Here is a 23,074-nt window from a genome sequence, read left to right as displayed (position 1 = left end):
TCCGTCCGGACGTTTCTCTCGACGCAACGACGACAACCAGCCACAGTCCAGCTCAGGACGGCACGATGACGGCCCGCCCCTCTATCTCGCCGCGTTCGAGCCGGTCCGCGACCTCGTTGATCTCGTCGAGCTCGTGGCGTTCCGTCCGGAGCTCGACGTCGCCGCGTTCGACGAGGGCGACGAGCTCCTGCAGTTCGGCGTAGCGCCCGACGATGTTGCCCTCGTAGGAGAACTCGCCGCTGACGAGGGCCTGGCAGGGGGCGTGGACGTGGCCGCCGTAGCCGATGACGTGGTGGTCGCCGCCGGCGGCGACGATGTCGGGGGCGTAGCCGGTCGTCTCGTCCGCGCCGACGAAGTCGAGCACCTGGGCGGCGCCGACGCCGTCGGTCACGTGGTCGAGGACGGCGGGCACGTCGCTCTCGGTCGGGTTGACGGTGTGGTCGGCGCCGCCGTCTTCCGCGAGGTCGAGGGCGGCGTCCTTGAGGTCCACCGCGACGATGTCGGCGGCGCTCATCGCGTCGAGGCACTGGACGCCGATGTGGCCGAGGCCGCCGATGCCGATGACGACAGCGGTGTCGCCCGGGTTGAGCCGACGGGTCGCCTTCTTCGCGGCGTGGTACGCCGTGATACCGGCGTCGGCGTGCGGCGCGATGTCGACGGGGTCGACGCCGTCGGGGAGCGGGACGACGGCCCGCTCGCTCGTCAGCAGGTACTCCGCGAAACCGCCGTCCGTGGTGAGGCCGTTGAACGACTGGTTCTCGCAGTACATGTCCTCGCCTTGCCGGCAGGGGCGACAGGTGCCACAGGTCTGGACCGGGTGGCAGACGACGGGGTCGCCGGGTTCGACCAGCGTCACGGCCGAGCCGACCTCGGCGACGGTGCCCGCGTTCTCGTGGCCGAGCGTCATCGGGAGCGTCTGGTCGACGTACTCGGTCCACATCCCCTCGATGATGTGGTTGTCCGTCTGGCACCAGCCCGCGCCCTCGACCTCGACGACCACCTGGTTCGGGTCCATCGCCGTCGGGCGCTCGACGTCGTCGATGGAGAGCGCCCGGCTCATGTCGTCCGTGTACTCGTGGAGCCGTGCGGCGTGCATACCTCACAGTTCGATAGCCATGCTAATAAGTGACAATGTGGGCCGGGGCGACCGGAAACACGTTTCCGGCCCGCTCCCGTAGCCGGGACCGAATGCGCGACCATCTCCGGGCGGGCATCGCCGTCTTCAACGCGGGCGACTTCCACGACGCCCACGACGCGTGGGAGGACCGCTGGCTCGACCTCGAGTCGGGCACGGACGACGAGCGGCTGCTCCACGGGCTCATCCAGTTCACAGCCGCGGTCCACCACGGCTACGGCCGAAACTGGACCGGCTGCGTTGGGCTGGCCGAGAGCGCACACGAGTACCTCGACGGCCTGCCCGGCGAGTACCGGGGCATCGACGTGGTACGTGTGCGGCGTATCCTCGTCGAGATCGCGCGGGACCCCGAGGTGCTGTACCGGCGTGGCGCGCCACGGCTGACCCACGAGGGACGGGTCGTCCTGCTGGAAGACCTCGACTTCGCCGCGGCGGCCGTCGCCGCGGGCATCTACGCCGAGCGCGAGGGCTACGACGAGGAGCTACTCGACCACGGCACTGCCTACGCCCGCGCGGACCTCGCCGACGGGAAACAGAACAGCCGGTTCGTCCACCTCGTCCGGGACTTCGCCGCCGACCCCGCCAACCGCGGGATAATCCAGCAGCGCCTCGCCGGGCACGTCGAACAGCGTCGGCACCGCGAGCGCGACGTGGAGGGGCTGTTCGACTGACCCGACCTACACCGGGTGCGGGGTGTAGCCGGCGCCCACCCGGAGGTCGAGCGCGCCCGAGGAGACGTCCAGTGCGAGGCGCTCGTGCTCGCTCAGCTCGCCGTCGCGGCTGAAGGCGATGGGCTCGCCGTCGGCGTCGCTGACGGTCACCCGGGCCGCCTGGAAGTGCGTGACGTTCTCGCTGCCCGACCCCAGGAGCCGGTGCTGGACCGCCTCCGCGACGAGGTTGCTCGTCGGCATCTGCTCGACGACGGCCACGTCGAACAGCCCGTCCTCGAGGTCGGCCTGGCCGCCCTGCTCGACGAACTTGCGGGCGTTCCCGACGAGCACGCAGAGCGCCTCGCCGGACCAGCGCTCGTCGCCGTGGTCGGTCGCCAGCTCCAGGTCGATGGAGAGCGGTTCGAACTCCAGTGCCTCCTGTGCGCCGGTGACGAGGAAGGCGAGCGTGCCGAAGCGGGCCTTCAGGTCGCTCGTCGCCGCGACGCTCGCCTCGGCCGGGAAGCCCGCGATACAGGAGACGGCGAACGGCTGGCCGTCCGCCATCCCGAGGTCGACGGTCCGCACGTCGCCCGTGTCCGCGATCTCGATGCCCTGCTCCATGCCGACGACGCCGATCTGTCTCGCGAGGATGTTGGCGGTGCCCGCGGGCACGACCGAGAGGGTCACCTGGTCGAGGTGGTCCGCAGCGGACAGCCCGCGCAGCACCTCGTTCACCGTGCCGTCGCCGCCGACGACGGCGAGCTCGGAGACGTCGTCGCGGCCGGCCTCCAGCGCGAGCTCCACGCCGTCCTCGGGCCCCTCGGTCTCCAGCACCCTGAACCCGCGAGCCTCGAGCAGCCGCCGCGCGTAGTCGGCGTGCCCACCGCCGCCGCTGACGGGGTTCACGATGGCACGCCGGGACCCGACCTGCATACGTCTGGATGAGGCGGGCCTGCTATTTAAGCACGGGCGGTCGGCCCCGTGCGTGGGGGCGTCAGTGTGTCCCGGAGACGCCCGCCTCGCGCTCGAATCGCTCGAAGAACGTTTCGACGAACTGCCACCGCTCCTGCCCGAGCCGACGGCCGGGGTCGGTGTACAGCGCATCCAGCCGCTCCCGCGTCCAGTCGCGGAAGAGCGAGACGTCCCGGTCGATATCGTGGTCGGATTCGTCGGCCAGCCGGAGCGCCACGTCGCGGACGCGTCTCGCGTGGAACCGGTCGTGGGCGGGCAGGGCAGCGTCGTAGTACGGGCGCGACAGCTGTCGTGCGAGGGAGCCGAGTTCGGTCGTCATCGGAGGGGGCGAGAGGTCGTGCCGGCGACGGCAAAGTGGTTGTGGAGTCAGTTCCGGGAGGTGACGATGGCATGGCCGCTCGATGGGGCTTTCATCGACTCTGAATCAGCTAGTTCAGTCACCGTTTTCCCGTACGAAAGCCCGCCATCCAGCGTAGCTGGTGTTCTCCCAGATGTGTCTGTCGGTGCTGCTTCCGCTCACGTGGCGGGCGACAGAGGCAGCGGACCGATGGCTGTATCCGCAGCCATCGATCGGACACGTGACCCGTTCTTTCGGGTCTCCCATGTTATCCATCATCTGCTCGATGGAGAGCTCCGAATCGTCCTCGCTCCTCTCGGGAGGTTCGCTACTGGGGCCGTTTTCGACCAACGCGGTCTCCGAGGTCTCAGCAGAACGATCCAGAACCCACCCGTCCTGGTCGAGTTCGAATTCCGGGTGGAGAGTGAGTACAACCGCATAGGGTTCCCCGTTCGGTGGGAGTCTGTCGAGGTTGAAGCCGTCATCGGCCTCCGTAACGTTCTCGCACAGCGTTTCGAACCTGTTGCGACCGAGTGCGACCGTCTCGGTGCGGTCTCGGTACTGAATCGAGATCGACTCGTCCTGTGACCCTCTGACCTCGATGAGTGCACCCGTGAGGGGCGCCGAAAGGGTCGCCATGTCAGGGAGGTCTTCGACGTTTTCGAGCAGGGTCTCCCACGTCGATCCGAAGGACATGTCAGCCGATACGAGGTGGTTGGGGTAAAGCGTTCAGGCAGATTCGTCACTCGTCGTTCCAGTCCGCGCTGTTGTCCAGCGGCTCGTAGCCGAGTACGTCCTTCGCGTTCTCCAGCGAGTAGTACTTCCGGTCGTTGTCGGAGATGCCGTAGACGATCTCGTAGCCGTAGTCGGCGGTGAGACAGCAGTCGAACAAGTGCGCGCAGTCGCGGTACGACAGCCACATCGCCTGCCCGCGCTCGTAGTCCTTCGGCGGGTGACCCTTCGTGAGGTTGCCGATGCGGACCGCGACGAAGGAGAGGTCGTGTTCGTCGTGGTAGTAGCGCCCGAGGAGTTCGCCACTGGCCTTGGAGACGCCGTAGAGGTTCCCCGGTCGCGGCAGCTCGGTGCCGTCCAGCCGGAACTCGTCGTGGGTGCGGTAGAGGTCGGGCTTGCGCTCGGTCTCGTAATGTTTGACGGCGTGGTTCGAGGAGGCGAAGGCGACGCGCTCGACGCCGGCGTCGACGGCCGCCGAGAGGACGTTCTGTGTCCCGTCGATGTTGTTGGCGAGCACGCTGTCCCACGGTGCTGTCTTACGCGGGTCGCCAGCGAGGTGGACGACCGCGCCGCAGCCCTCGACCGCGTCGCGGATGGCGGCCTCGTCGGTCACGTCGGCGACGACGAACTCGCCGGGGAACCGCTCGGGGTCGGTCGGCGGGTCGCGGTCGAGGCACCGCCACTCGTAGTCGTCGGCCAGCTCGTCGAGGATGGCGGTGCCGACGTGGCCGGACGCGCCGGTGAGCAGGACGGGGTCGTCCATTCGGTCGATGGGAGGGCGGGGGACAGTAAGTAGGATGTGGTTTGGCGCGGCGGCTCAGTCGCCGGTGGTCCAGGCGCTCGCGGCCCGGTTGACGGCCGCGGCGTAGTCACTGATGAGGCGGGCGGGTGTGGCCGCGAGCGTCGCGATGGCGTCGCGGTCGTCGGCGTCGTCGGCATCGGCGTCGGTCCGGCGGACGGTGAGGGTGTGGCCGCAGTCGGGGCAGACGAGGGCGGTGCCCCCGGCGCGGTCTGCGCGGAGCCAGTCGCCGTCGACCGGGCTCTCGTGGTCGCAGGCGGCGCAGAACAGCGTCGCCTTGCGACGTGTGCGTGTGCCGTCGCCGGGTGCGTCGACACGGAGGTTGCTCATACGCGGAACCAGGTATTCCAGGCGTATAAGCCTCTCTTGCGTGTGTGTACCGATGCCAACGGAGCCGTTCCCACGTCTCGTGACGGGGGCGTCTCAGCCCAGCGCCACGTCGAGCGAGAGCATCACGAGCACGCCCGCCATGGTCCCCAGCGTGGCGATGCGCTCGTTCCCCCGGGCGTGGGTCTCGGGGACGATCTCGTCGCTGATGACGAACAGCATCCCGCCAGCAGCGAAGCCCATCGCATAGGGAAGGATGGGCGCGGCGAGGCTGACCGCCAGCGCGCCGAACAGCGCGAGCGGAATCTCCACCAGCCCGGCCCGGATTCCAGCGAATGCCGCGTAGAACCGCTTGCCCAGCCCGGCGTTGACCGCCGCGACCGAGACCGCGAAACCCTCCGGGATGTTCTGGATGCCGATGGCGAGCATCAGCGAGATCGCGTTCCCGAGCGCCGACTGCCCGTCGACGGTCGCACTCGGGTCCAGTGCGGCCGAGCCGAGGCCGACACCGACGGCCAGCCCCTCCGGCATGTTGTGCAGCGTGATGGCCACGATGAACAGCAGCACCGACGCGACGCGTGCGTCGTCGCCCCGCCCCTCGTCCCGGGTCTTCCCGGTGACGAACACGTGGACGTGTGGCACCCACTCGTCGGCCCGGTCGAGTAGCAGCACGCCGAGCGCGAACCCCACCACGACGGGGACGAGGTTCCCACCGGCGAGTTCGATCCCCGGCAGGATGAGACTCGTGTAGCTCGCCGACAACATCACGCCTGCGGCGAAGCCGAGCAGTCCGTCCAGCTCGCGCTTCGAGGGGTCGCGCCAGACGAACACCAGACACGCCCCCACGAGGTTCATCCCCGCGATGACGAGCCCGCCGACCAGTCCCCAGACCAGCGCGTTCGTCCCGAACAGGTCGACGAACTGGGACTCGAGGCTCATCTCGTCCTCCCTCCGTGCTGCATCATCGGGTGCGTTCTCGGGCGCGTGGTTTGAGTGTTGTCCCGTGCTCGTCTCATCATCTGTTGGAATCGCTCGTTGGGCGGTAACTTGCGAGAATCACAGCCAGAAAGCCCCGACCGTCGTCAGGATGACTGGAGACAATACCAGCCGGAAAGCCCCCGCCCGACCGCACCCGCACTGCACCTCAGACCTCCCCAGCCGACTGCGATGCTCACTTCGTTGCGCTTCTCGTCACTCCCCGACCGCGTCCAGTCTCGCCATCTCGTCGTCGGTCAGCTCCAGGGCCGACGCGGCGACGTTCTCTTCCAGATGGGCGACGCTGCCGGTGCCGGGGATCGGGAGGGTCACGTCGGAGTGCTGGAGCAGCCACGCGATGGCGACCTGCGGCTGGGAGGCGTCGTGGGCGTCGGCGACCGCGTCGACGGCCGCGGCCACGTCGTCGTCGAGCTCGCTGGCGCCGAGGGGGTACCACGGGATGAAGCCGACGCCGTGGTCCTCGCAGGCGGCGAGCACGTCTGCCTCCTCGCGGTAGCCGACGTTGAAGCGGTTCTGCACCGTGGCGACGTCCACGATGTCGAGTGCGGTCTCGAGCTGGTCGACGCTGACGTTGCTGACGCCGACGTGCTCGATGATGCCGTCGTCCTTCAGCTCGGCGAGGGCGTGGACGGAGTCCTCGAACGGTGTGTCGGGGTCGGGCCGGTGGTACTGGTAGAGGTCGATGGTGTCGACGCGGAGCCGGTCGAGGCTGCAGAGCACGGCGTTCCGGAGGTAGTCCGGGTCGCCATGGGGGAGCCACTCGCCGTCGCGGTTCCGGAGGAGCCCGCCCTTCGTGGCGACGACGAGGTCGTCGCGCGTGCAGTCGAGGGCCTCGCCGAGGATGCGCTCGGAGACGCCGGGGCCGTAGGAGTCCGCGGTGTCGACGAAGTCCACGTCGAGCTCGACCGCGCGCTGTGCCACGCGTCGGGCCTCGTCCTCGTCGGCCGGCGGACCGATGATGTCCTCGCCGGTGAGCCGCATCGCCCCGAAGCCGAGGCGGTTGACCGTCGTCTCGCCGCCCAGGTCGAACGTCTCGGACTGGTTCTGTGTCGCCATGTAGGGTGATGCGACCGCCAGCCCCAAGAGTGTCGGCCTCCCGGTCGTCACGGCCGGGACCCCTCGAAGCACCGAAACGAATTACCGACGTTAACACGTGAACCCGGCCCTTTAGGCACGGAGGATGTGTGACAACTTTTGTCATGAGACGACGTGACGTACTCCGGGCGGCGGGCACCGCACTGACGGCCACGGGTGGTCTCGCGGCGACCGGGGCCGCCGCGGCGACGGGAACAGGCACGGCCACCACAGCCGACGGCAGCTACACCGACGAGTACCTGAACGGCGCACACTACACCCGGTACGTCCCCTCGGGCGCGTCTGGCGGTGAGCCCCTCCTGGTCATGCTCCACGGCTGCTCGCAGGAGCCCGACGAGTTCGCGGCCGCGACGGGGATGAACGCCCTCGCCGAACAGGAGGGCTTCGTCGTGGTGTACCCGGACCAGGCGTCGCTCGCGAACGCCTTCGACTGCTGGAACTGGTACTACGACTACAACACGGCACGGGGCTCTGGCGAAGGCGCGGTCATCACGAGCATCGCCGGCCACGAGGTCGACGCACTCGGTCTCGACGCCGACTCGCTGTACGTCGCGGGCTTCTCTGCCGGCGCGGCGATGGTCTCGAACCTGCTCGTGGCCTACCCCGACGTGTACGCCGCCGGCGGGGTCCACTCCGGGCTGGAGTACGACGCCGCCGAGACCGGGACTGGCGCGACGTGGGCGATGACCTACGGCGGCCCCGACCCCGAGTACCAGGGCGAGGACGCCTACGAGGCGATGGTCGACAACGGCGTCGTCGGCACCGTCCCGACGGTCGTGGTCCACGGCACCGACGACTACACCGTCGACCCCGTCAACGGAGAGCAGGCCGCGCTCCAGGCCATCCACACGTCGGACCTCGCCCGCGACGGGGACGACGACGGCGGCGTCGACACCACCCCCGACGAGACGACCACCGGCTCGACGGGCGGCTACGACTGGGAGCGCAACCGGTTCCACGACCCCGACGGCGCGACCGTCGTCGAGCACTGGGCCGTCGAGGACATGGGCCACGACTGGGCCGGTGGCGCGGCGGGAGAATCGTACACCGCCCCGGACGCACCGGACGCGAGCGCGGCGGTCTGGAGCTTCTGTTCGAACTGGTAGGGCGCTTTCGGGTTACTGAGCGGCCTCGGGCGGGCCAGCGGGCCACTCCGCGTCGACGGGCTCGACGGGCCAGACGGGCTCGTCGGGTGCGTTGGGTTCGTCGGCGTCGGAGTCGACGGGTCGCGGCTCGGGGCCGGCGGGCTCCTCGACGGGCTCGGTCGGCTGCTCGGCGTCGACCCGGTCGAACGGCAGCTCGGAGACCGGCTCCCACGTCTCCTCGTCGACGACGGTCAGCCCGTCGTTCGAGAAGACGTAGAGGTAGTCACCGACGTAGGCCGCGCGGGTCGCCGGCGAGTCGGTGCGCACGAACGCCTGCTGGTTCAGCTCCGTGTCGAACACGTAGCCGCCGCGCTCGGTCGGCAGGAAGAACACGTCGTGGCGCTGGTCGTAGAGGAACGCGTGGTGGGTCTGTGCGACCGCGGACCAGCGCGCGTCGAGGATGCGCGACTCCGCGACGGTCGGGTTCTCGGGGTCGGAGACGTCGAACACCGTCGCCTTCACCTGGCCGTCCTCCTCGCCGATGCCGAGGACGCGGTCCTCCGACAGCGGGTGGAGGTACCGCGAGAAGCCGGGGAGCTTCAGCTCGCCCTGTATCTCGGGGTTCTCGGGGTCGGAGAGGTCGAGCGTGTAGAACGGGTCGATCTGGCGGAAGGTGACGACGTAGGCGGTGTCGCCCTCGAAGCGCACGGAGTAGATCTGCTCCGTCTCGCCCATGTTCCGGGCCGAACCCTGGATCTCGAGCGAGCCGTCGAGCGTGTACACGTCGTTGACCGAGGTCGCCCCGCGTGGGTCGACCGTCGTCGCGATGCGAAGGGTGCCCTCGTGTTCGTCGAGCGCCCACTGGTTCAGCGGGCGACCGGGCACCGAGCCCGTCTCGGCCACGGAGAGCGAATCACCGTCGCGGTCGATGCGGACGATGCCGGAGCGCAGCAGGTCGCGCTTGCGCTCGTCGACGTACTCGGTGTAGCCGGACTGGAGGTCCTCGCGGAGCTGCTGGCGCTCGTCGGCGGGCTGGCGGGCGAGCCAGTCCTGCACCAGCGCATGGAGCTCGGTCATCCGGGCGCTCGCGGTGAGGTCGTACGTCGCCAGTTCGTCGAGGCGGTCGTGGGCGCGCTCGTCGAGCAGGTCGCTGCCCTGCAGGTACGCCTGGTACGTCTCCGCGTAGGGAACCCGCTGCGTGTAGGTGAGGTACACCGAGTCGTTCGTGACGTACGTCGCGGAGTGCTGGCGCGTGCCGAGGAACGTCACGCGGTCGTGTTCATCGCCCGTGTGCGGGTCCATCGAGACGACGGTGTAGGTAACCGAGGCGTCGGCGTCCGCGCCGGGGTGGTAGACGTCGGTGCAGGCCGTGCCGGGCCGGTCCGTGAACGGTTCGATGGGACACGGCCCGTCGAGCGTGACGCCCTGCTGGAGGACGAGGACGAGTCGCCCCTCGGTCATGCGGGCGGTCTGGATGTGGGCGTTCAGGCCGACCTCCCACACCTGCTCCGGGTTCTCGCGGTCGGAGACGTCGTAGCCGGTGACGCGCTCGTTCGAGAGCACGACCAGCGTGTCGTTCACGAGCAGGAGCTGCCCCGAGTCGTCGATGCCGCCGATCAGGTCGGGTGCGGCGGGGTCGCTCGCGTCGATGATGCGGGTGCGGCCGTAGCCGTCCTCGCGCACGTAGCCGCCGCCCCAGTAGCGGCCGTCGGCGTAGAACAGGGTCTGCTGTCCGGTCTGGAGCCGGTCGGGCTCGGCCACGCCGCCGACCTGCACGTTCGTCTCGGAGATGCGGGTGTCGCTGGCGCCGCCCGCACCGCCGGCCTCACCGCGGGCGACCGAGGCGTCGGCGGTCTCGACGGCGACCTCGGCACCACCCTGGAACGTGACCACGCCGCCGAAGATGCCGCCGCTGTCGCGCTGGGCCTCCCTGACGTACGACTCGAACGCCGCGTCCGACTCGAACTGTTCGACCGACGCGTCGTCGTCGACGGTCGGCGGGTCCGTCGTCGCTGGGTCGTTCGCGTCGCCCGGACTGTCCGTCATGAGCGCGAAGGCACCCACGCCGACCGCCACCGTCGCGATGGCGGCCAGCAACACCACTGCCTGGAGGGAACGTCGCATATGCAGGCAGAGGATAGCCGACATAAAGGCCGTATCGCTGGCTGAAACGGCGGTTTCAGCTTGCGAGGGCAACCGTTTTCACGGTTCGGGCGGAGTGGGTGGGTATGAAGGTGCTGCTGGGAATCGACGGGAGCGACGAGTCGATGAAGACGTTGCGCAAGACCATCGACCGCACCCGGGAGGCCGGCGACGACCTGACCGTCGTCGTCGTCCCGAAGGAGGAGGCCAAGCGCTCGCAGGACGAGATGGCGGCCGCCGCCCGCGAACTCGTCGTCGACGCCGGCCTCGACGTCGAGGTCCGGGTGGTCTCCGGCGACCCCGGAAGCACGCTCGTCGACATCGCGGAGCGCGAATCGTTCGACCAGCTCGCCATCGGCGGCGGCACCGAGAGCCCGATGGGGAAGATACGGCTCGGGCCAATCACCGAGTTCGTCCTGCTCAACGCGAACGTCACCGTGAGGCTCGTCCGATGACCCGACAGCGAGTCTACCCCGAAGAGCCGGCCGGTCCGTTCCCCGAGCCACCGCAGACGTTCGCGGACAAGGAGGACCGGGAGATATCGGTCGTGGCCGCCGACGTGGCCGACGTCGACGCCGTCACCGAGATGTACTGCGACTTCGACCCCGCCGACCGCGCCCAGGGCATCCCCCCGACCGGCGAGGGACGCATCCGCGAGTGGCTCGATACGATCTTCGGCGAGGGCCTCAACGTCGTCGCCCGCGACGGCGAGAGCGTCGTCGGCCACGCCACGCTCGTCCCCGACACCAGCAGCTACGAGGCGGAGGACTGCGCCTACGAGCTCGCCATCTTCGTCCTGCAGTCCCACCAGCGCGCCGGCATCGGCCGCAAACTGCTCACCACGCTGCTCGGCTACGGGAAACGCGAGGGCATCGAGCGCGTCTGGCTCACCGTCGAGCGCTGGAACCGCGCCGCCGTCGAGCTCTACCGCGACGTCGGCTTCGAGACCTGCGGCTCGGAGAGCTTCGAGCTGGAGATGTCGCTGCGGCTGGACGGCTGAGATCGCAGCAGTACCGGAATCCGCACCGCCGCGCTCAGAAGATGTCGGCCACCTCCTGCAGCAACCAGCCGCCGTGTTCGGACCCTCGATATCGGACGCGGTCCGTCCGCGGGTCGTACTCCAGCAGGTCCGCCGCCGCGAGCTTCGGCAGGTGGACGTGGCGGAGCTGGAGCCGGAGCTCCTCGCGCGCCGGCGACGGGACCCGGCCGTCGATGTGGTCGACCAGCTCGTCAAGCGTCGCCGTCTCCGCTCCTGTGCAGTTCTCGAAGTAGTAGACGACCTCGCGTCTGAGGCTGTCCTGGAGCGCGTCGAGCAGTCTGTCGATGGCCGGCGCCTTGTCCGGGTAACAGTGAGCGAAGTTCATAGACAATAATGTACAACACTGGACAGCAAAAGTGTACTCCCTGATACGGAACGGTTCGGTCGGAACCAGCGGATAGAGCCGCGCTACACCGACAGCAACGGCTGGCTCGCGTACAGCAGCACGTACTCTGCAGCCTTCGCGAGTACGTCGCCCGCGTCGTCGGCCATCGACTCGCGCGGGACGACGATGAAGTCGGCTCCGAGCTCCTCGGCGGTGTCGAGCACGACGCTGCCGGGATGCTGGGTCTTCCGGTGCGTCGAGAAGCCGTACGCCGTCGACGTCGACAGCTCGACGTCCTGGTCGGCCGCCACCGAGATGGTGTCGTCGACGAACGACTGTGCCTCCGCGGCGACCTCGTCCTCGTCGATCGCTCCCTCCTCGATGGCCCGCGAGACGTCCTGCCCGACGACGTACACCGCGTGCACCCTCGCGTCGTAGCTGCCCGCAATCGCCACCGCGTACTCCACCGCCGTGACGGACTCGTCGCTCCCGTCGACGGGCACGAGTACGAGGTCTACGTCGAGCGCCTCGGTCATGTGCGGGAGTGCGTCGGCACGCACCAAAAACGTGCCCCCTCGTGCGTGGGTGGGGCCCGTTCGTGGTGGTTCGGCCTGTGAGAGTTTACAAATATTGTAAACCTTCGGTCTGCGCCATCGAAGAACCAACCGGGTGGCGCGCGGCTGGCGAGCGTGCCGAGCCTTGCGAGGCCGCGAGCCATTCCGCGTGAGGGACGAGAAGCGCAACGAAGTGAGCATCGCAGGAGGCTGGGGAGGTTTGAGGGCGGTTGCGGTGCGGTCGGTGGGACTGAAAGGGGCTGCTCGCTCGCCAGCCGAGACGACGCAAGCACCGCAGGCACGAGGAGCGCAGCGAGTCGCAGGCGGCGAGCGAGCAGGGGCTTTCTGGCTGCTCGTGGTTCAAGGTATTTCCACGACTGAGGGGCTTTCTGGCTGTTCGCGAGCCACCCGAGTCCTACGACTGAACGAGAAGCCACACACTCCTCGAACCGAACCTCCAAGAACAGACGAGGAAGGTATTTACCCACGACCCGCTAGCCGTCGGACATGTACGACTTCGTCGTCGTCGGGGCCGGACCCGCCGGTTCCAGATTCGCGCGACGGGCCAGCGAGACGGGGCACGACGTGCTCGCGCTGGAGCAGGGCCGGGTCGGCGAACCCCTCGCCTGCTCCGGCCACGTGAGCACGGATATCTGGGAGTTCACCGGGCCGGAGGCGCGCGACGAACTGCTGCAGAACGAGGTGTATGGCGCGCGGTTCCACGTCGGTGGGCCGGGCTCGGGCGCCCACGAGTTCTACAAGCGCGAGGTAGTCTCGAACGTCATCGACCGCGTGGGGCTGGACCGCCACCTCGCGGACCTCGCGCGGGACGCGGGTGCAGACCTGCGGGAGGAGCACACCGTCACCGAGGTCGACGAGGGCAGGGACCGCGTCACCGTCACCGCGCGCGGACCGGACGGCGTGGAGAGCCACGAGGCGAAGATGGTCGTCGGCGCGGACGGCCCGACCTCAAGGGTGCGGAAGGCGCTGAACCTGCCCGAACCGGGCGAGCTGCTGCACGGCGTGCTCGGGTTCGACCCCGACGCGGACCCGCAGGACTTCGTGGACGTCCACCTGACCGCGCCGCGCTTCTTCGCGTGGCGCATCCCGCGGGCCGACGCCGGCGTGGAGTACGGGCTGGCGTGCCCGCCGGGCGAGCAGGTGAACGAGCTGTTCGACGAGCTCGTTGCGGGCTACGGCGCCGACATCGAGAAGCGCTGCTCGGGGCTCATCCCGGTCGGGCCGGCGGGCGTGGTGACCTCGCGGCGCGGGCTGCTCGTGGGCGACGCCGCCGCGCAGACGAAGCCGTTCACCGGCGGCGGCATCCTCTACGGGATGACCGCGGCGGACCACGCGGTGCGGACCGTCGACCCCGACGACCCGCGCACGCTGGCGGACTACGAGGAGGCGTGGCGCGACGACCTCTCGACGGAGATCCGGCTCGGGCACCTCATCCGGAAGGCGTACTCGCTGCCGGAGCCGGTCCAGACGCTCGGGCTGGCGAGCGTTTCGGGCGAGATCGGCGTCCACATGGACCGTCCCACCAGCGTGTTCTCGGTCGAGCACCTGAAGAAGATGCTCCGTCCCTGAGGCGGGCGTTTTTGTAGGGTGACGAGCAAGCACGGGGCATGAGCGGCGAGCACGCCCAGCGCCCCCGTGACACCGTCGCCGCCCTCTCCGGCACCCCGACCATCGTCAGTCTCAGCGACGTACACGGCCACCTGGACCGCGCCCGGAGCGCCCTCCTGACGCTCTCGGACCACGACGCGTTCGACCCGATCGTCGAGGAGCGGGAGGACGGCGGATTGGACTGGGCCGGCAACGACTACGTGCTGGTGTTCAACGGGGACATGATCGACCGCGGCCCCGACTCGGCGGGCTGTCTTTCGCTCGTCCGTCGCCTGCGCGAGGCGGCCCCCGAGGGACGGGTGCGGTACCACATCGGCAACCACGAGACGTTCCTGCTGTACCCGACCCCCGACCGGGACCGCTGGTACTGCGACCGCGTGGACGACGCGGAGCGGCGGAACTTCTACGAGGAGATCCGTGCCGGCGACGTGAGCGTCGCCTACGAGGGGTACGACCACACGTTCGTCCACGCCGGCGCGCCGGACGGTGTGGATGCGGCATCGGTGAACGACGACCTGACCGCCGCAGCCGGCTCGCTGGTCGGCGTCGTCGGCACCGGCGAGGACCGGTCCGAACACCAGCGACTGTTCGAGGCGTACGGACACGTCCTCATGTACGGCGACGACCCCGAGTACGACGGGCGCGGCCCCGGTGCAGGCGTCGTCTGGCTGGACTTCGAGCACCTGCCCGGCGGGTCGCCGCCGCAGGTCGTCGGCCACACCAGACACGACGCCGTGACGCGGACGGGCAACGTCGTCTGTGGGGACGTGATACTGAACAACGTCGGGGCGCCGGGCGGCGAGGCTGTCGTCGTCGAGACGCCGGACTCGCTCCGGGCGCTTGTCAGGCAGGAAGACGGCAGCGTGGCGCTGCGCGAGGTGTAGCGGAGACGGACGGTTCGACGCTCAGTCCTCGGGGTACGTCGGCAGCCGCGCGGAGCGGTCGCTGCCGTCGACGAACGGGAGGTCGACGACCGACGCGTCGACCTCGTCGCCCTCGAACCGGACGGTGAGGTCGGTCGCGCCGTCGGCCGCGTCCCACTCGACGTACGCCAGTGCGATGGGGCGTTCGAGCATCGGGCTCTCGACGGCGCGGGTCACCTCGCCGACGACGGCGTCGCCCGCGAAGACGGCCGCGCCGGACTCGGGGACGGCGTCGGGTTCGAGTCCGACGAGGCGCTTGCTCGGGCGGCCGCGGTTCTCGACGCGAGAGACGACCTCCTGCCCGACGTAGCAGCCCTTCTCGAAGTCCAGCGCGTTCCTGATGCCGGCGACGTTCGGGATGCGGCCCTCGAGTTCGGTGTCGAACATCGGGGTGCCGGCCTCGAGCGTCAGCATATCGTACGTCCGGTAGCCGAACGGTGCCGCGTTCAGCCCGTGGTTGACGAGCGTGTCGAACACGCTGGCGGCGGCGTCGGCACCACAGACGACCTCGTAGCCCTCGTCGCCGGCGGGCGCGTCGCTCGCGACGACGGTGACGCCGTCGTCGCCCATCGAGCCGCGGTCGAACGAGAGGTGGCCCTCCGGGCTGCCGGCGCCGTTCAGCACGCTGGCGATCTTCTCGGTGGACTTCGGGCCGTGGACGCCGAAGGTGGCGAACTCGTCGGTGGCGACCCGTATCTCGACGTCCTGGATGAACACCTTCTCCGCCCAGTCCTCGGCGAGCGACCGGGCGCGCTGGGGCGGCGTGAACAGCAGGAGGCGCTCGCCCGCGTTGTAGACGTACATGTCCGTCTCGATGCCGCCCTGCGGGTCGAGCAGGAGCGCGTAACAGCCGTGCCCGTCCTCGGTGGGCACGCGGTTGGAGACGGCGTTGTCGACGAACTCGACGCGGTCGTCACCCGAGACGACGACGACGCCGTAGCCGAGTTCGATGACGCCGACGACGCGGCGGACCGCCTTGTGCACCCGCTCCGGGCGGCCGTAGTGGTCGACGACCCGACGGCCGCCGCGCTCGGTGAACGTGGCTCCGTGGTCCGCGTGGACCGACTCGATGACCGTCATTTGCTGAATCGAGGTTGGCGTCGTCCGCGGGTAAAGGCTCCCATTCCGGCCGAGCGACGGCTGTCGGGCGGGCGGTGGAGGCGGGGACTCGCCGGGAGAAGGTGGTTACGCGTCGACGTCGTGGTCGGGGTCGTCCTCGACCGAGCGCTTCATCGACTTGCGGCGGGACTTCGCGTCGCGACCGGTCGCCTCGAGGAGGAAGTCGTTCTTCTTGTCGACGGCGTCGCCGGCGGCCTCGAGCTCGTCGGGGCCGAGATCGGCGACGTCGCGCTCGTGGAACTCGACGGCCAGTTTGTCCTTCTTGCCGGAGTAGGAGACGGCGCCGGCGACGACGCGCTCGAAGACGGGGTTGTCCGGCTCCTCGATGACGAACAGGTCGCTTCCCTTGTACTCCTCCGTGCCTGTGATGGGCCCGAAGTACTCCTCGACGGTCGATTCGAGGTCCGGGATTCGCTCCTCGAGGTACTCGCCTCGTCGCATCTTGTACTCCTTCATGGGTGGGTCAACGACAGGGGTCGGTTTACTTGTTTCGTCACTCGTCCGCCTCGGCGAGGTACCCTCGCTTGCACTCCGGGCAGATGTCACCCGCGCGTAGCGAGGTGCGCGACCGGCTCTCGGCGTTGCCACAGGCCGGACAGACCAGCTGGGCGTCCGGACTCGTGTTCGTGCCCTCCGATGGCGCGGTCACCTCGCTCGCGCTGGCGATGCCGGTGACACTCTCGCCGTCGCGCTGGCGCCGGGAGGACTGCTCCTCGCGTGTCTGCTCCGGGGCACGCCCGGTCGCGTTGTCGACGAACTCGGCGTCGTGGCCCTCCTCCGGTGCGGCCGTCTCCGACTCCGCCGGCGCGTCCGTCTCGGCCTCCGGGGCGAGCCCGCCGCCGAACTCCACGTCGGCCGCCTCGTCGTCGGGGACCTGTGCGTCGTAGCCCCCGTCGTCGGCATCGTGGTCGGGCCAGTCGGTCGACCCGCCGGCCTCCGGGGCGTCCGCCTGCTCGTGCTCGGGCCACTCGCCGTGGCCGCGCTCGTCGCCGGTCGACGGCTCCGACCCCTCGCCGGGGAGGATGACGCCGTCGTCCCTCTCGGGGTCCTCGTGGGGGTCGGCCGACGCTTCGGGCGCGTCCGCGGTCGGCTCGCCGGCGTCGGCGCCGGCGTCGACGGCCGAGTCGGTCGGTTCGTCGTCGTCCGTCATGACCACCGCATCCTCGTCGGCGGGGTCGGGGGCGGTCGCGTCGGTCGCGTCGGTCGCGTCCGCCGGCTCCGGGGTCGCGTCCGGCGTGGCGTCGGCCGCGCCGGCATCGGACTCCTCGGCGTCGACGATGATGGCGGCGTCGTCGCCCTCGACGACCGGCCCATCGTCGGCGGTGTCCGCGACGGACTCGTCGACCGTCTCCCCGGTCTCGGGGGCCGCCGGTTCCGCCGCCTGTTCCGCCGTCGCCGCGTCCGGCTCGGCCTCGTTCTCCTGCTCAGCCACTGCTGCAGCCGGCTCGGCCTCGTTCTCCTCGTCCGCCTCGTCGTCGTCCGCTCCGCCCGCCTTCGCGACCGACGTGACCTCCGTGTTCTCGCTGACGAGGTTCCGGGAGTCACAGCGCGAGCAGACCTCGTACTCCCGGACCGTCAGCACGACCTCGTTCCCGCGCTCGTCGCGCTCGTCCTCCAGTTCCCTCTCGCTCCAGTCGTGACCACGGAGCGAACACATCAGACCCATTGTGACGGCCTACCCTGTCCGTGCCTAAAAGGCTACTGCCGCGCCAGTCGGCGTCCGACACGCGTCCGACGGACAGCGTCCACAGGGACAAACATCAAATCGTATCCTCGCCAAGTGTGGGGTGATGAAGGCAAAGCGGGAGTACCGGGACCGGGACGAGATCGACGTTTCGGTGCTCGACGCCCTCGTCGACCGCCAGCACGACGGCATGACGGTGTTCGAGCTGCGGTCGCACGTCGAGGTCGAGATCGACGCGCTGGAGGACGCGCTGGCCGGGCTGAAGGAGGACGACCTCATCGTCGTCGAACAGCCGTCGGCCTCGCGGACCGTCATCAAACCGGCCGAGAAGGTCGTCCCCGACCCCGAGGACCTGGCGGACGACCCGTCGCTCGTCGAGGAGCTCCGCCGCCGCCTGCCGTTCTAGTCGAGCGCCCGCTCGACGGCGGTCGCGACCTGTCTGGCCTTCTCGGCGAGGGGCTCGGGAACGTGGCCGGCCGCGACCGCGTCGTCGAGCTCGTCGTCGTCCACGCGTTCGACCGTCCCGTCCCCGTGTCTCACCACGTCGACGTGGAGGTCCACGTACCGGGCCGCGTCGGGGAACAGCTCGACCGGCGTGCAGATGTTGACGTAGGTGCCCTTCGACTCGCCCTCCGAATCACGGTACACCGTCGGGTACCACCAGCGCCCCTCCTTGAGCTTCGTGACCGCGGTGTCGCCCGACTCCCGTGGCGTGCCGAGCGCGTCGTAGGTGCCGCCGCCGGTCATCGACCGCTCGACCGTGAGCGTCCCCGCGTCGGGGTCGCACTCGGTGACCTCGCCCCGCCCGAGCGTGAACGCCCGGCCCTCGGGCTTGCCGTGACAGATTCCGAGGCGGTCGCCCAGGCGCGGGCCGAATCCCTCGCTGACTGCGCGGAACGGGAACGCGCCGTCGCCGGGGTCGTCGCAGACGGCCTCGACGAAGTCGACGGCGGTGTTGGCCGAGCGGGCGGCCGCCTTCACGCGGTGGTGGCCGACCATCGTGGACTCCACCGCGCGGCGGACGTCGTCCAGCCCGAACCGGCTCTCGCGTCCGAACCACACCCAGACCGTCGCCTCGCCGTCGGCGACGACCGCGTCGTCGCTCCCGACGTTGTCCTCGATGGGCGGCGCGTCGGCGACCGCCGCGTCGAGGGTCTCGGCGCGCTCGACGGCGTCGGCGAGTGCGTCGCCCAGCGCACCCATCTCGGCGTCCTCGGCGGCGCGCTGCCAGCGGAGCCCCCAGCCGTCGGGCACGTCCGCCGAGAGGAGTTCGACGGTGCGGACGAGCTCGGTCGCCCGCTCGCCGGGCACGTTCGCCGACACGCCCGAGCGCCCCCGCGAGAGCTCCACGAGGCCGGTCTGCACCGTCAGCTCGGTCGTCAGTTCCGCCCTGTCGTCGCCCCAGGGCGGCGTCGGGTCGGACACCTGCACCCGGAGCGCGTCGCCGTCCTCGACGTAGCCGTCTGTCGCGCTGAAGGGGAGGAAGCCCTCGAAGTCGCCGCAGTCGACGACCGCGCCGGAGCCGAGCGTCTCGGTGACGACGCCGTCGACGACCGCGCCGCGGCCCGCGGGGTCGGCCCACGAGAGCGCGTCGCGACCGACGCCGGTGCAGGCATCGCGGACGGTGGCGACGGTCTCCGCGTCGCCGTGGATGCCGACGCCCTGTCTGTCGTCGGTCGTCTCGACGGCGGCGGCGTCGGGCACCGCCGCGAGGTCGGCGTCGTGGTCGGCGAAGCGGCGCTGGATGGGTGGCGACGCCTGCACCACGTCGACGCCGGCATCGAGCAGGCGCTGGGTGAGCGCGGTCGTGTAGATGCCCCGGATCCGGACCGTCATAGCGCGTCGCGGGTCGGCGCGAACCGCACCCGGTCGTCGACGCTCGGCCCGAGGGTCAGCTCGACGGTACCGTCGTCCAGCAGGCGACCGTCCTCGACGTACACGCCCCACGTGTCGAAGCGGAGCCAGCCGCGCATATCCGCCGCGTGGGTCGTCACGTCGCAGTACTCGACGGTGTGCTCGGGGAACTCGGCGGTGGAGTGCGCCTGGTCCATGTCCGAGTACACCACGTCGTTCGTCTCGAAGAACTCCTCGATGGCGTCGGCGGCCTCGGCGACGCGTGCGACCACGCCCTCGGAGGCGACCTGTAGCTCCTCGGTCGTCAGGCCGACCTCGCGCAGGGCGGCCTGCGTCCGCTGGTCGAAGTGCATACGCGGCGCTACTCGAAGCAGCGTCTTGAACCTGGGCTTCCGCGGGCCGGTCAGTCGTCCGCGAGGGTGCCCTGCCAGGAGCTCGGAGATTCGGTGGAAGTGGGGCGAGAAGCGGTGGGTGATTCGGTGTGCGGTGCGTCGGTCGCGGGAGTGGGGGCGTCTGTGGGTCGTGTTAGTGTCGGTACTGGTTTTCTAAAACCGTCCTCCTCGGTTGGGAGGGGGGTGTAGAGCATTCCTCGGCTATTCTGGTCTGTCATTGCAACGTACACAGGGTTTCTCGTTGATAAGCTATCCCTAATACGGATACTGTGAATCAATGTCATACTAAGATGGCACGCCCATCCTTAAGGACGGCATCGGCGACCACAGGGGGAACCATTACGGGGCCGTTCCCCCAACCCGGAGCCAATGAGTCCACGACGGGACCCGATAGAGCGCGCCGCCGACCGCGGGCGGGACCTGTACGAGGTCGCGACCTGGGACCAGCGCAGCGAGTTCGACGGGATCGCCGTCGCGGTCTACGAGGGGCTGCGGCCGGCCGCGCGCTGGGTCGTCATCGGCATCGCGACGATCATCACGCTCGCGCTCTTCGCCTTCGGCGGACTGGCCACCGTCTCGAACCCCATCGTCGGGACGTTCGTCCTCCTGTCGCTCGTCCCCGCGCTACTGCTCGCCGGCTACGTCTACCGCAGCGACGTGACCACGCGCGAACCCCTGCCGATGCTCGCCGGCACGTTCATGCTCGCCGTCGTGTTCTCGACGTTCGCCAGCATCGTCAACACGTTCACCAGCGCGGTCTTCGACGGCGTCGGCCTCTCCACCCAGGGGTTCATCGGCGGCGTGCTCTTCTTCCTGTTCATCGTCGGCCCCGGCGAGGAGTTCGTGAAGTGGCTCGCTGTCCGCATCTACGCCTTCCGGCGCGCCGAGTTCGACGCCGTCATCGACGGTGCGGTGTACGGCGCGGTCGCTGGACTGGGCTTTGCAACCATCGAGAACGCCTTCTACATCACCCAGTTCATCGAGGCGACCGGCACCACCGTCTCCATCGTCGAGGCCGGGTCGAACATCGCCGCGCTGCGCGCGCTCGCCGGCCCCGGCCACGTCATCTACTCCGCCATCGCCGGCTTCTACCTCGGCCTCGCGAAGTTCAACCGCGAGCACTACGGCCCCATCGTCGTCAAGGGGCTGCTGCTCGCCGCACTGTTCCACGCCACCTACAACATCACGGTCGGCTACGTCCCCGGCATCATCTCGCTCGTCTCGCCGCTGGACGGCTTCGCCGCGAGCATCGTCTACATCGTCGCCTACGACACCGTCATCGGGCTGTTCCTCTACCGGAAGCTACGGAACTACAAGCGCGCCTACCGCGAGACCGGCGTGTTCGAACACCGGAACCGGCCGAACGACCCCGAACTCACCGAGTTCGACAGTCCCCCGCGTCGCTGACCCACCGATCCGTCGCCCATCCTATCCGTCGGACAGCCTACTCGCCGCCCGTCGCCCGCTCGCCAAGCATGTTCTCGACGTACTTCGCGACGACGTCGACCTCCAGGTGGACCGGGTCGCCCGGCTCCTTCGTCGACAGGTTCGTCAGCTCGTACGTCGTCGGCACGATGGCGACCGCGAAGCCCTCCTCGTCCCGCTCCGCGACGGTCAGGCTGATGCCGTCGAGCGTCACCGAGCCCTTCTCGACGACGTACCGACCGTAGCCCGCCGGCAGGTCGAACGCGAACCGCCAGTCCTCGCCGACCGACTCCACCGACCGCACCGTCGCCGTCGTGTCGACGTGGCCCTGCACGACGTGTCCGTCGAACCGGCCGTCCGCCGGCATCGCCCGCTCCAGGTTCACCGGGTCGCCCACCTCGACGTCCCCGAGGTAGGTCTTCGCGACGGTCTCCTCCGCGAGGAACACCTCGAACGTCTCCTCGTCGTACGCCTCGACGGTCAGGCAGACGCCGCTGACGCTGATGCTCGCACCGTGACCCACGTCCGAGAGCACCACATCGCCCGCGATGCGCAGCCGTCGCCCGTCCGCGGTGTCGGTGACGCCGACGATCTCGCCCGTCTCCTCGACGATTCCCGTGAACATTGGCGGGGCTTGGTGTCGGGCACCCAAAACGCTTGTCAGAACCGTCGGACGCGCCGACGGTCACACGCCAGCGTCGATCTCCTCGTACCGGTCCCGGAACCGCGCCTCGCAGGAGCCACAGCAGAACTGGTAGACGTCGTCGCCGATGCGTGCCGAGGTGCCCTCGCTCGTGACCGTATTCCCACATTCGGCACACGAGAGGGCGAACTCCACGCCGCCGACGCTGGGCGACCACTCCGAGCTGGCGACCAGCTCCACGTCCACGTCACGGACCACCGACGGGTCGACGACACCGTCGAGCCAGCGGTGGACGGCGGCGCCGGGGACGCGGGCGTGGACGGTCACGTCGCCGTCGGCAGTGGTGAACACGTGTTCGACGGCGTCCGCGGCCCGGAGCGCGGCGGCGACCTCCTCGCTGGCACCGGTCGCGAGGTCGAGGCGGGCGAGGACTGGCGTGCCGTCCCGGAGCTGCGAGCGGTCGACGTCGACGGTGAACCGGCGGACGACGCCGACCTCCTCCAGCCGGGAGACGCGGTCGGAGACGGCGGGGCCGGAGAGGCCGACCTCGTCGCCGATGCTGGCGAACGAGCGGCGGGCGTCGGCGGCGAGCAGGCGGAGGATCTCCATGTCGGTGTCGTCGAGGTCGCGCATTATCGGAGAGACGACACGGGTACCGAAAAGCGTTGTGCGGATTCGGCTTTGGAATCGAAGGTCCTGGACGGTTCGACCCGGCAGGTCGAACGTGGTCAGTAGACGAGCCCGGAGCCGTAGACGATGAGGGTCGCGTCGACGAGCAGGCCGACGGCGACGAGACTCGCGCCGTAGAGGAACGGCTTGGCCTCGGTGGCGGGCGAACGGACCTTCTGCTCGTCGAAACCGCGGTCGAGCTTGCCGGCGGCGACCTCGACGAGGCCCGTGAGGACGAGCCAGAGTGCGAGCATGGTGAGCACGAGGTGACCGCGCGCACTCCCGGTGAGGGTGTCGACGGTGTAGAGCGTGCCGGCGAGGTGGCCACCGGTCACGAACAGCAGTGCGGAGCAGCCACGCGAGAGCCAGCGGAACCGCGAGACGATGGCCCGCGAGGGGCTGGCGTTGAGCGAGCCGTCGAGCGCGGAGGGGAGCAGCCCGAACGTGACGAACAGGACGCTCCCGACCCAGGCGGCCGCGGTGATGCTGTGGACCATCCGGATGACGACGTCGATGGTGGACATGCCCGTCGGTGACGAAGGAGTGGG

The 23,074-nt window shown here is 69.6% G+C and carries 27 protein-coding genes; 8 read left to right on the top strand and 19 right to left on the bottom strand.

Features of this window, described 5'->3' with window-relative positions:
* Positions 1 to 52: 52 nt before the first annotated feature.
* Positions 53 to 1,096, bottom strand: a complete 1,044-nt coding sequence (locus tag ACSG06_RS12600; protein WP_440990634.1) for an NAD(P)-dependent alcohol dehydrogenase — start codon at positions 1,094 to 1,096, stop codon at positions 53 to 55.
* Positions 1,097 to 1,188: 92 nt separating this feature from the next.
* On the opposite strand from ACSG06_RS12600, the gene ACSG06_RS12595 reads away from it, so the two are divergent.
* On the top strand, positions 1,189 to 1,806 hold the full coding sequence (locus ACSG06_RS12595) for a DUF309 domain-containing protein (RefSeq protein ID WP_440990633.1): 618 nt from the start codon (positions 1,189 to 1,191) through the stop codon (positions 1,804 to 1,806).
* A gap of 6 nt (positions 1,807 to 1,812) precedes the next feature.
* Here ACSG06_RS12595 and ACSG06_RS12590 read toward each other — a convergent pair whose 3' ends face one another.
* The 7 genes from ACSG06_RS12590 to ACSG06_RS12560 form a co-directional block, all read right to left on the bottom strand.
* Positions 1,813 to 2,718 carry a diacylglycerol/lipid kinase family protein gene (locus ACSG06_RS12590; protein WP_440990632.1) on the bottom strand — a complete coding sequence of 302 codons (906 nt, stop codon included), beginning with the start codon at positions 2,716 to 2,718 and terminating at the stop codon, positions 1,813 to 1,815.
* A gap of 61 nt (positions 2,719 to 2,779) precedes the next feature.
* A complete protein-coding gene (locus tag ACSG06_RS12585) occupies positions 2,780 to 3,076 on the bottom strand; it encodes a hypothetical protein (protein ID WP_440990631.1) in 297 nt (98 codons plus the stop codon).
* 114 nt (positions 3,077 to 3,190) lie between these two features.
* Positions 3,191 to 3,790 carry a DUF7983 family protein gene (locus ACSG06_RS12580; RefSeq protein ID WP_440990630.1) on the bottom strand — a complete coding sequence of 200 codons (600 nt, stop codon included), beginning with the start codon at positions 3,788 to 3,790 and terminating at the stop codon, positions 3,191 to 3,193.
* Positions 3,791 to 3,836: 46 nt separating this feature from the next.
* Positions 3,837 to 4,589: an NAD-dependent glucose-6-phosphate dehydrogenase Azf gene (gene azf / locus ACSG06_RS12575; protein ID WP_440990629.1), complete on the bottom strand. Its 753-nt coding sequence runs from the start codon at positions 4,587 to 4,589 to the stop codon at positions 3,837 to 3,839.
* Between the two features lie 54 nt (positions 4,590 to 4,643).
* Positions 4,644 to 4,955, bottom strand: a complete 312-nt coding sequence (locus ACSG06_RS12570) for a DUF8106 domain-containing protein (RefSeq protein WP_440990628.1) — start codon at positions 4,953 to 4,955, stop codon at positions 4,644 to 4,646.
* 93 nt (positions 4,956 to 5,048) lie between these two features.
* Positions 5,049 to 5,891 carry a ZIP family metal transporter gene (locus ACSG06_RS12565; RefSeq protein ID WP_440990627.1) on the bottom strand — a complete coding sequence of 281 codons (843 nt, stop codon included), beginning with the start codon at positions 5,889 to 5,891 and terminating at the stop codon, positions 5,049 to 5,051.
* A gap of 252 nt (positions 5,892 to 6,143) precedes the next feature.
* Positions 6,144 to 7,004: an aldo/keto reductase gene (locus tag ACSG06_RS12560; protein ID WP_440990626.1), complete on the bottom strand. Its 861-nt coding sequence runs from the start codon at positions 7,002 to 7,004 to the stop codon at positions 6,144 to 6,146.
* Positions 7,005 to 7,147: 143 nt separating this feature from the next.
* Between ACSG06_RS12560 and ACSG06_RS12555 the strand changes: the two genes are divergently transcribed.
* Positions 7,148 to 8,149, top strand: coding sequence for an extracellular catalytic domain type 1 short-chain-length polyhydroxyalkanoate depolymerase (locus ACSG06_RS12555; RefSeq protein ID WP_440990625.1), 1,002 nt, complete (start codon positions 7,148 to 7,150; stop codon positions 8,147 to 8,149).
* A 12-nt stretch (positions 8,150 to 8,161) separates the two neighbouring features.
* Here ACSG06_RS12555 and ACSG06_RS12550 read toward each other — a convergent pair whose 3' ends face one another.
* Positions 8,162 to 10,252: a beta-propeller domain-containing protein gene (locus ACSG06_RS12550; protein WP_440990624.1), complete on the bottom strand. Its 2,091-nt coding sequence runs from the start codon at positions 10,250 to 10,252 to the stop codon at positions 8,162 to 8,164.
* A gap of 104 nt (positions 10,253 to 10,356) precedes the next feature.
* Between ACSG06_RS12550 and ACSG06_RS12545 the strand changes: the two genes are divergently transcribed.
* Entirely contained in the window at positions 10,357 to 10,725 is a 369-nt protein-coding gene (locus ACSG06_RS12545; protein WP_440990623.1) for a universal stress protein, read from the top strand.
* Positions 10,722 to 11,270: a GNAT family N-acetyltransferase gene (locus ACSG06_RS12540; protein WP_440990622.1), complete on the top strand. Its 549-nt coding sequence runs from the start codon at positions 10,722 to 10,724 to the stop codon at positions 11,268 to 11,270. The genes ACSG06_RS12545 and ACSG06_RS12540 overlap by 4 nt, the downstream gene beginning before the upstream one ends.
* A 34-nt stretch (positions 11,271 to 11,304) precedes the next feature.
* Here the strand turns inward: ACSG06_RS12540 and ACSG06_RS12535 are convergent, their stop codons facing one another.
* Together ACSG06_RS12535 and ACSG06_RS12530 are read right to left on the bottom strand one after the other, a co-directional pair.
* Positions 11,305 to 11,634: a DUF7344 domain-containing protein gene (locus ACSG06_RS12535; RefSeq protein ID WP_440990621.1), complete on the bottom strand. Its 330-nt coding sequence runs from the start codon at positions 11,632 to 11,634 to the stop codon at positions 11,305 to 11,307.
* Positions 11,635 to 11,717: 83 nt separating this feature from the next.
* A complete protein-coding gene (locus tag ACSG06_RS12530; RefSeq protein ID WP_440990620.1) occupies positions 11,718 to 12,170 on the bottom strand; it encodes a universal stress protein in 453 nt (150 codons plus the stop codon).
* A gap of 525 nt (positions 12,171 to 12,695) precedes the next feature.
* On the opposite strand from ACSG06_RS12530, the gene ACSG06_RS12525 reads away from it, so the two are divergent.
* Together ACSG06_RS12525 and ACSG06_RS12520 are read left to right on the top strand one after the other, a co-directional pair.
* Entirely contained in the window at positions 12,696 to 13,778 is a 1,083-nt protein-coding gene (locus tag ACSG06_RS12525) for a geranylgeranyl reductase family protein (RefSeq protein ID WP_440990619.1), read from the top strand.
* Between the two features lie 38 nt (positions 13,779 to 13,816).
* Entirely contained in the window at positions 13,817 to 14,701 is an 885-nt protein-coding gene (locus ACSG06_RS12520) for a metallophosphoesterase (protein WP_440990618.1), read from the top strand.
* Positions 14,702 to 14,722: 21 nt separating this feature from the next.
* Here ACSG06_RS12520 and ygfZ read toward each other — a convergent pair whose 3' ends face one another.
* The 3 genes from ygfZ to ACSG06_RS12505 all read right to left on the bottom strand — a co-directional run bounded on the left by ygfZ (position 14,723) and on the right by ACSG06_RS12505 (position 17,525).
* On the bottom strand, positions 14,723 to 15,820 hold the full coding sequence (gene ygfZ, locus ACSG06_RS12515) for a CAF17-like 4Fe-4S cluster assembly/insertion protein YgfZ (RefSeq protein ID WP_440990617.1): 1,098 nt from the start codon (positions 15,818 to 15,820) through the stop codon (positions 14,723 to 14,725).
* 105 nt (positions 15,821 to 15,925) lie between these two features.
* Positions 15,926 to 16,315: a DUF5611 family protein gene (locus ACSG06_RS12510; protein ID WP_440990616.1), complete on the bottom strand. Its 390-nt coding sequence runs from the start codon at positions 16,313 to 16,315 to the stop codon at positions 15,926 to 15,928.
* Between the two features lie 37 nt (positions 16,316 to 16,352).
* The gene (locus tag ACSG06_RS12505) at positions 16,353 to 17,525 is read right to left on the bottom strand and encodes a DUF7093 family protein (RefSeq protein ID WP_440990615.1); all 1,173 of its coding nucleotides are present in this window, start codon (positions 17,523 to 17,525) and stop codon (positions 16,353 to 16,355) included.
* A gap of 124 nt (positions 17,526 to 17,649) precedes the next feature.
* Between ACSG06_RS12505 and ACSG06_RS12500 the strand changes: the two genes are divergently transcribed.
* Positions 17,650 to 17,949, top strand: coding sequence for a DUF6432 family protein (locus ACSG06_RS12500; RefSeq protein ID WP_440990614.1), 300 nt, complete (start codon positions 17,650 to 17,652; stop codon positions 17,947 to 17,949).
* Here ACSG06_RS12500 and ACSG06_RS12495 read toward each other — a convergent pair.
* Together ACSG06_RS12495 and ACSG06_RS12490 are read right to left on the bottom strand one after the other, a co-directional pair.
* Entirely contained in the window at positions 17,946 to 19,379 is a 1,434-nt protein-coding gene (locus tag ACSG06_RS12495; RefSeq protein WP_440990613.1) for a ribonuclease FAU-1 family protein, read from the bottom strand. The genes ACSG06_RS12500 and ACSG06_RS12495 overlap by 4 nt on opposite strands.
* Positions 19,376 to 19,750, bottom strand: coding sequence for a DUF7532 family protein (locus tag ACSG06_RS12490; RefSeq protein ID WP_440990612.1), 375 nt, complete (start codon positions 19,748 to 19,750; stop codon positions 19,376 to 19,378). Before ACSG06_RS12490 ends, ACSG06_RS12495 begins: the two co-directional genes overlap by 4 nt.
* Positions 19,751 to 20,158: 408 nt before the next feature.
* On the opposite strand from ACSG06_RS12490, the gene ACSG06_RS12485 reads away from it, so the two are divergent.
* Positions 20,159 to 21,196 (top strand): PrsW family intramembrane metalloprotease, encoded by a 1,038-nt coding sequence (locus ACSG06_RS12485; RefSeq protein ID WP_440990611.1) that lies wholly within the window; start codon positions 20,159 to 20,161, stop codon positions 21,194 to 21,196.
* Positions 21,197 to 21,233: 37 nt separating this feature from the next.
* Here ACSG06_RS12485 and ACSG06_RS12480 read toward each other — a convergent pair whose 3' ends face one another.
* From ACSG06_RS12480 to ACSG06_RS12470, 3 genes are all read right to left on the bottom strand, one after another.
* Positions 21,234 to 21,839 (bottom strand): riboflavin synthase, encoded by a 606-nt coding sequence (locus ACSG06_RS12480; protein WP_440990610.1) that lies wholly within the window; start codon positions 21,837 to 21,839, stop codon positions 21,234 to 21,236.
* 60 nt (positions 21,840 to 21,899) lie between these two features.
* Positions 21,900 to 22,490 carry an AsnC family transcriptional regulator gene (locus tag ACSG06_RS12475; protein ID WP_440990609.1) on the bottom strand — a complete coding sequence of 197 codons (591 nt, stop codon included), beginning with the start codon at positions 22,488 to 22,490 and terminating at the stop codon, positions 21,900 to 21,902.
* Between the two features lie 95 nt (positions 22,491 to 22,585).
* Positions 22,586 to 23,050, bottom strand: coding sequence for a CopD family protein (locus ACSG06_RS12470; RefSeq protein ID WP_440990608.1), 465 nt, complete (start codon positions 23,048 to 23,050; stop codon positions 22,586 to 22,588).
* Positions 23,051 to 23,074: the final 24 nt, after the last annotated feature.

This window comes from Haloarchaeobius baliensis (assembly GCF_052060055.1).
In the GTDB taxonomy this organism is placed as follows: Archaea; Halobacteriota; Halobacteria; order Halobacteriales; family Natrialbaceae; genus Haloarchaeobius; species Haloarchaeobius baliensis.
Note: the sequence above shows the minus strand (reverse complement) of the source record. Positions and strands in the feature narration are given on the sequence as shown.

Bases quoted from the DNA above. Each gene is read 5' to 3' on its own strand.
- ACSG06_RS12600 (WP_440990634.1), bottom strand. From the start codon at position 1,096: ATGCACGCCGCACGGCTCCACGAGTACACGGACGACATGAGCCGGGCG.
- ACSG06_RS12595 (WP_440990633.1), top strand. From the start codon at position 1,189: ATGCGCGACCATCTCCGGGCGGGCATCGCCGTCTTCAACGCGGGCGAC.
- ACSG06_RS12590 (WP_440990632.1), bottom strand. From the start codon at position 2,718: ATGCAGGTCGGGTCCCGGCGTGCCATCGTGAACCCCGTCAGCGGCGGC.
- ACSG06_RS12585 (WP_440990631.1), bottom strand. From the start codon at position 3,076: ATGACGACCGAACTCGGCTCCCTCGCACGACAGCTGTCGCGCCCGTAC.
- ACSG06_RS12580 (WP_440990630.1), bottom strand. From the start codon at position 3,790: ATGTCCTTCGGATCGACGTGGGAGACCCTGCTCGAAAACGTCGAAGAC.
- azf (WP_440990629.1), bottom strand. From the start codon at position 4,589: ATGGACGACCCCGTCCTGCTCACCGGCGCGTCCGGCCACGTCGGCACC.
- ACSG06_RS12570 (WP_440990628.1), bottom strand. From the start codon at position 4,955: ATGAGCAACCTCCGTGTCGACGCACCCGGCGACGGCACACGCACACGT.
- ACSG06_RS12565 (WP_440990627.1), bottom strand. From the start codon at position 5,891: ATGAGCCTCGAGTCCCAGTTCGTCGACCTGTTCGGGACGAACGCGCTG.
- ACSG06_RS12560 (WP_440990626.1), bottom strand. From the start codon at position 7,004: ATGGCGACACAGAACCAGTCCGAGACGTTCGACCTGGGCGGCGAGACG.
- ACSG06_RS12555 (WP_440990625.1), top strand. From the start codon at position 7,148: ATGAGACGACGTGACGTACTCCGGGCGGCGGGCACCGCACTGACGGCC.
- ACSG06_RS12550 (WP_440990624.1), bottom strand. From the start codon at position 10,252: ATGCGACGTTCCCTCCAGGCAGTGGTGTTGCTGGCCGCCATCGCGACG.
- ACSG06_RS12545 (WP_440990623.1), top strand. From the start codon at position 10,357: ATGAAGGTGCTGCTGGGAATCGACGGGAGCGACGAGTCGATGAAGACG.
- ACSG06_RS12540 (WP_440990622.1), top strand. From the start codon at position 10,722: ATGACCCGACAGCGAGTCTACCCCGAAGAGCCGGCCGGTCCGTTCCCC.
- ACSG06_RS12535 (WP_440990621.1), bottom strand. From the start codon at position 11,634: ATGAACTTCGCTCACTGTTACCCGGACAAGGCGCCGGCCATCGACAGA.
- ACSG06_RS12530 (WP_440990620.1), bottom strand. From the start codon at position 12,170: ATGACCGAGGCGCTCGACGTAGACCTCGTACTCGTGCCCGTCGACGGG.
- ACSG06_RS12525 (WP_440990619.1), top strand. From the start codon at position 12,696: ATGTACGACTTCGTCGTCGTCGGGGCCGGACCCGCCGGTTCCAGATTC.
- ACSG06_RS12520 (WP_440990618.1), top strand. From the start codon at position 13,817: ATGAGCGGCGAGCACGCCCAGCGCCCCCGTGACACCGTCGCCGCCCTC.
- ygfZ (WP_440990617.1), bottom strand. From the start codon at position 15,820: ATGACGGTCATCGAGTCGGTCCACGCGGACCACGGAGCCACGTTCACC.
- ACSG06_RS12510 (WP_440990616.1), bottom strand. From the start codon at position 16,315: ATGAAGGAGTACAAGATGCGACGAGGCGAGTACCTCGAGGAGCGAATC.
- ACSG06_RS12505 (WP_440990615.1), bottom strand. From the start codon at position 17,525: ATGGGTCTGATGTGTTCGCTCCGTGGTCACGACTGGAGCGAGAGGGAA.
- ACSG06_RS12500 (WP_440990614.1), top strand. From the start codon at position 17,650: ATGAAGGCAAAGCGGGAGTACCGGGACCGGGACGAGATCGACGTTTCG.
- ACSG06_RS12495 (WP_440990613.1), bottom strand. From the start codon at position 19,379: ATGACGGTCCGGATCCGGGGCATCTACACGACCGCGCTCACCCAGCGC.
- ACSG06_RS12490 (WP_440990612.1), bottom strand. From the start codon at position 19,750: ATGCACTTCGACCAGCGGACGCAGGCCGCCCTGCGCGAGGTCGGCCTG.
- ACSG06_RS12485 (WP_440990611.1), top strand. From the start codon at position 20,159: ATGAGTCCACGACGGGACCCGATAGAGCGCGCCGCCGACCGCGGGCGG.
- ACSG06_RS12480 (WP_440990610.1), bottom strand. From the start codon at position 21,839: ATGTTCACGGGAATCGTCGAGGAGACGGGCGAGATCGTCGGCGTCACC.
- ACSG06_RS12475 (WP_440990609.1), bottom strand. From the start codon at position 22,490: ATGCGCGACCTCGACGACACCGACATGGAGATCCTCCGCCTGCTCGCC.
- ACSG06_RS12470 (WP_440990608.1), bottom strand. From the start codon at position 23,050: ATGTCCACCATCGACGTCGTCATCCGGATGGTCCACAGCATCACCGCG.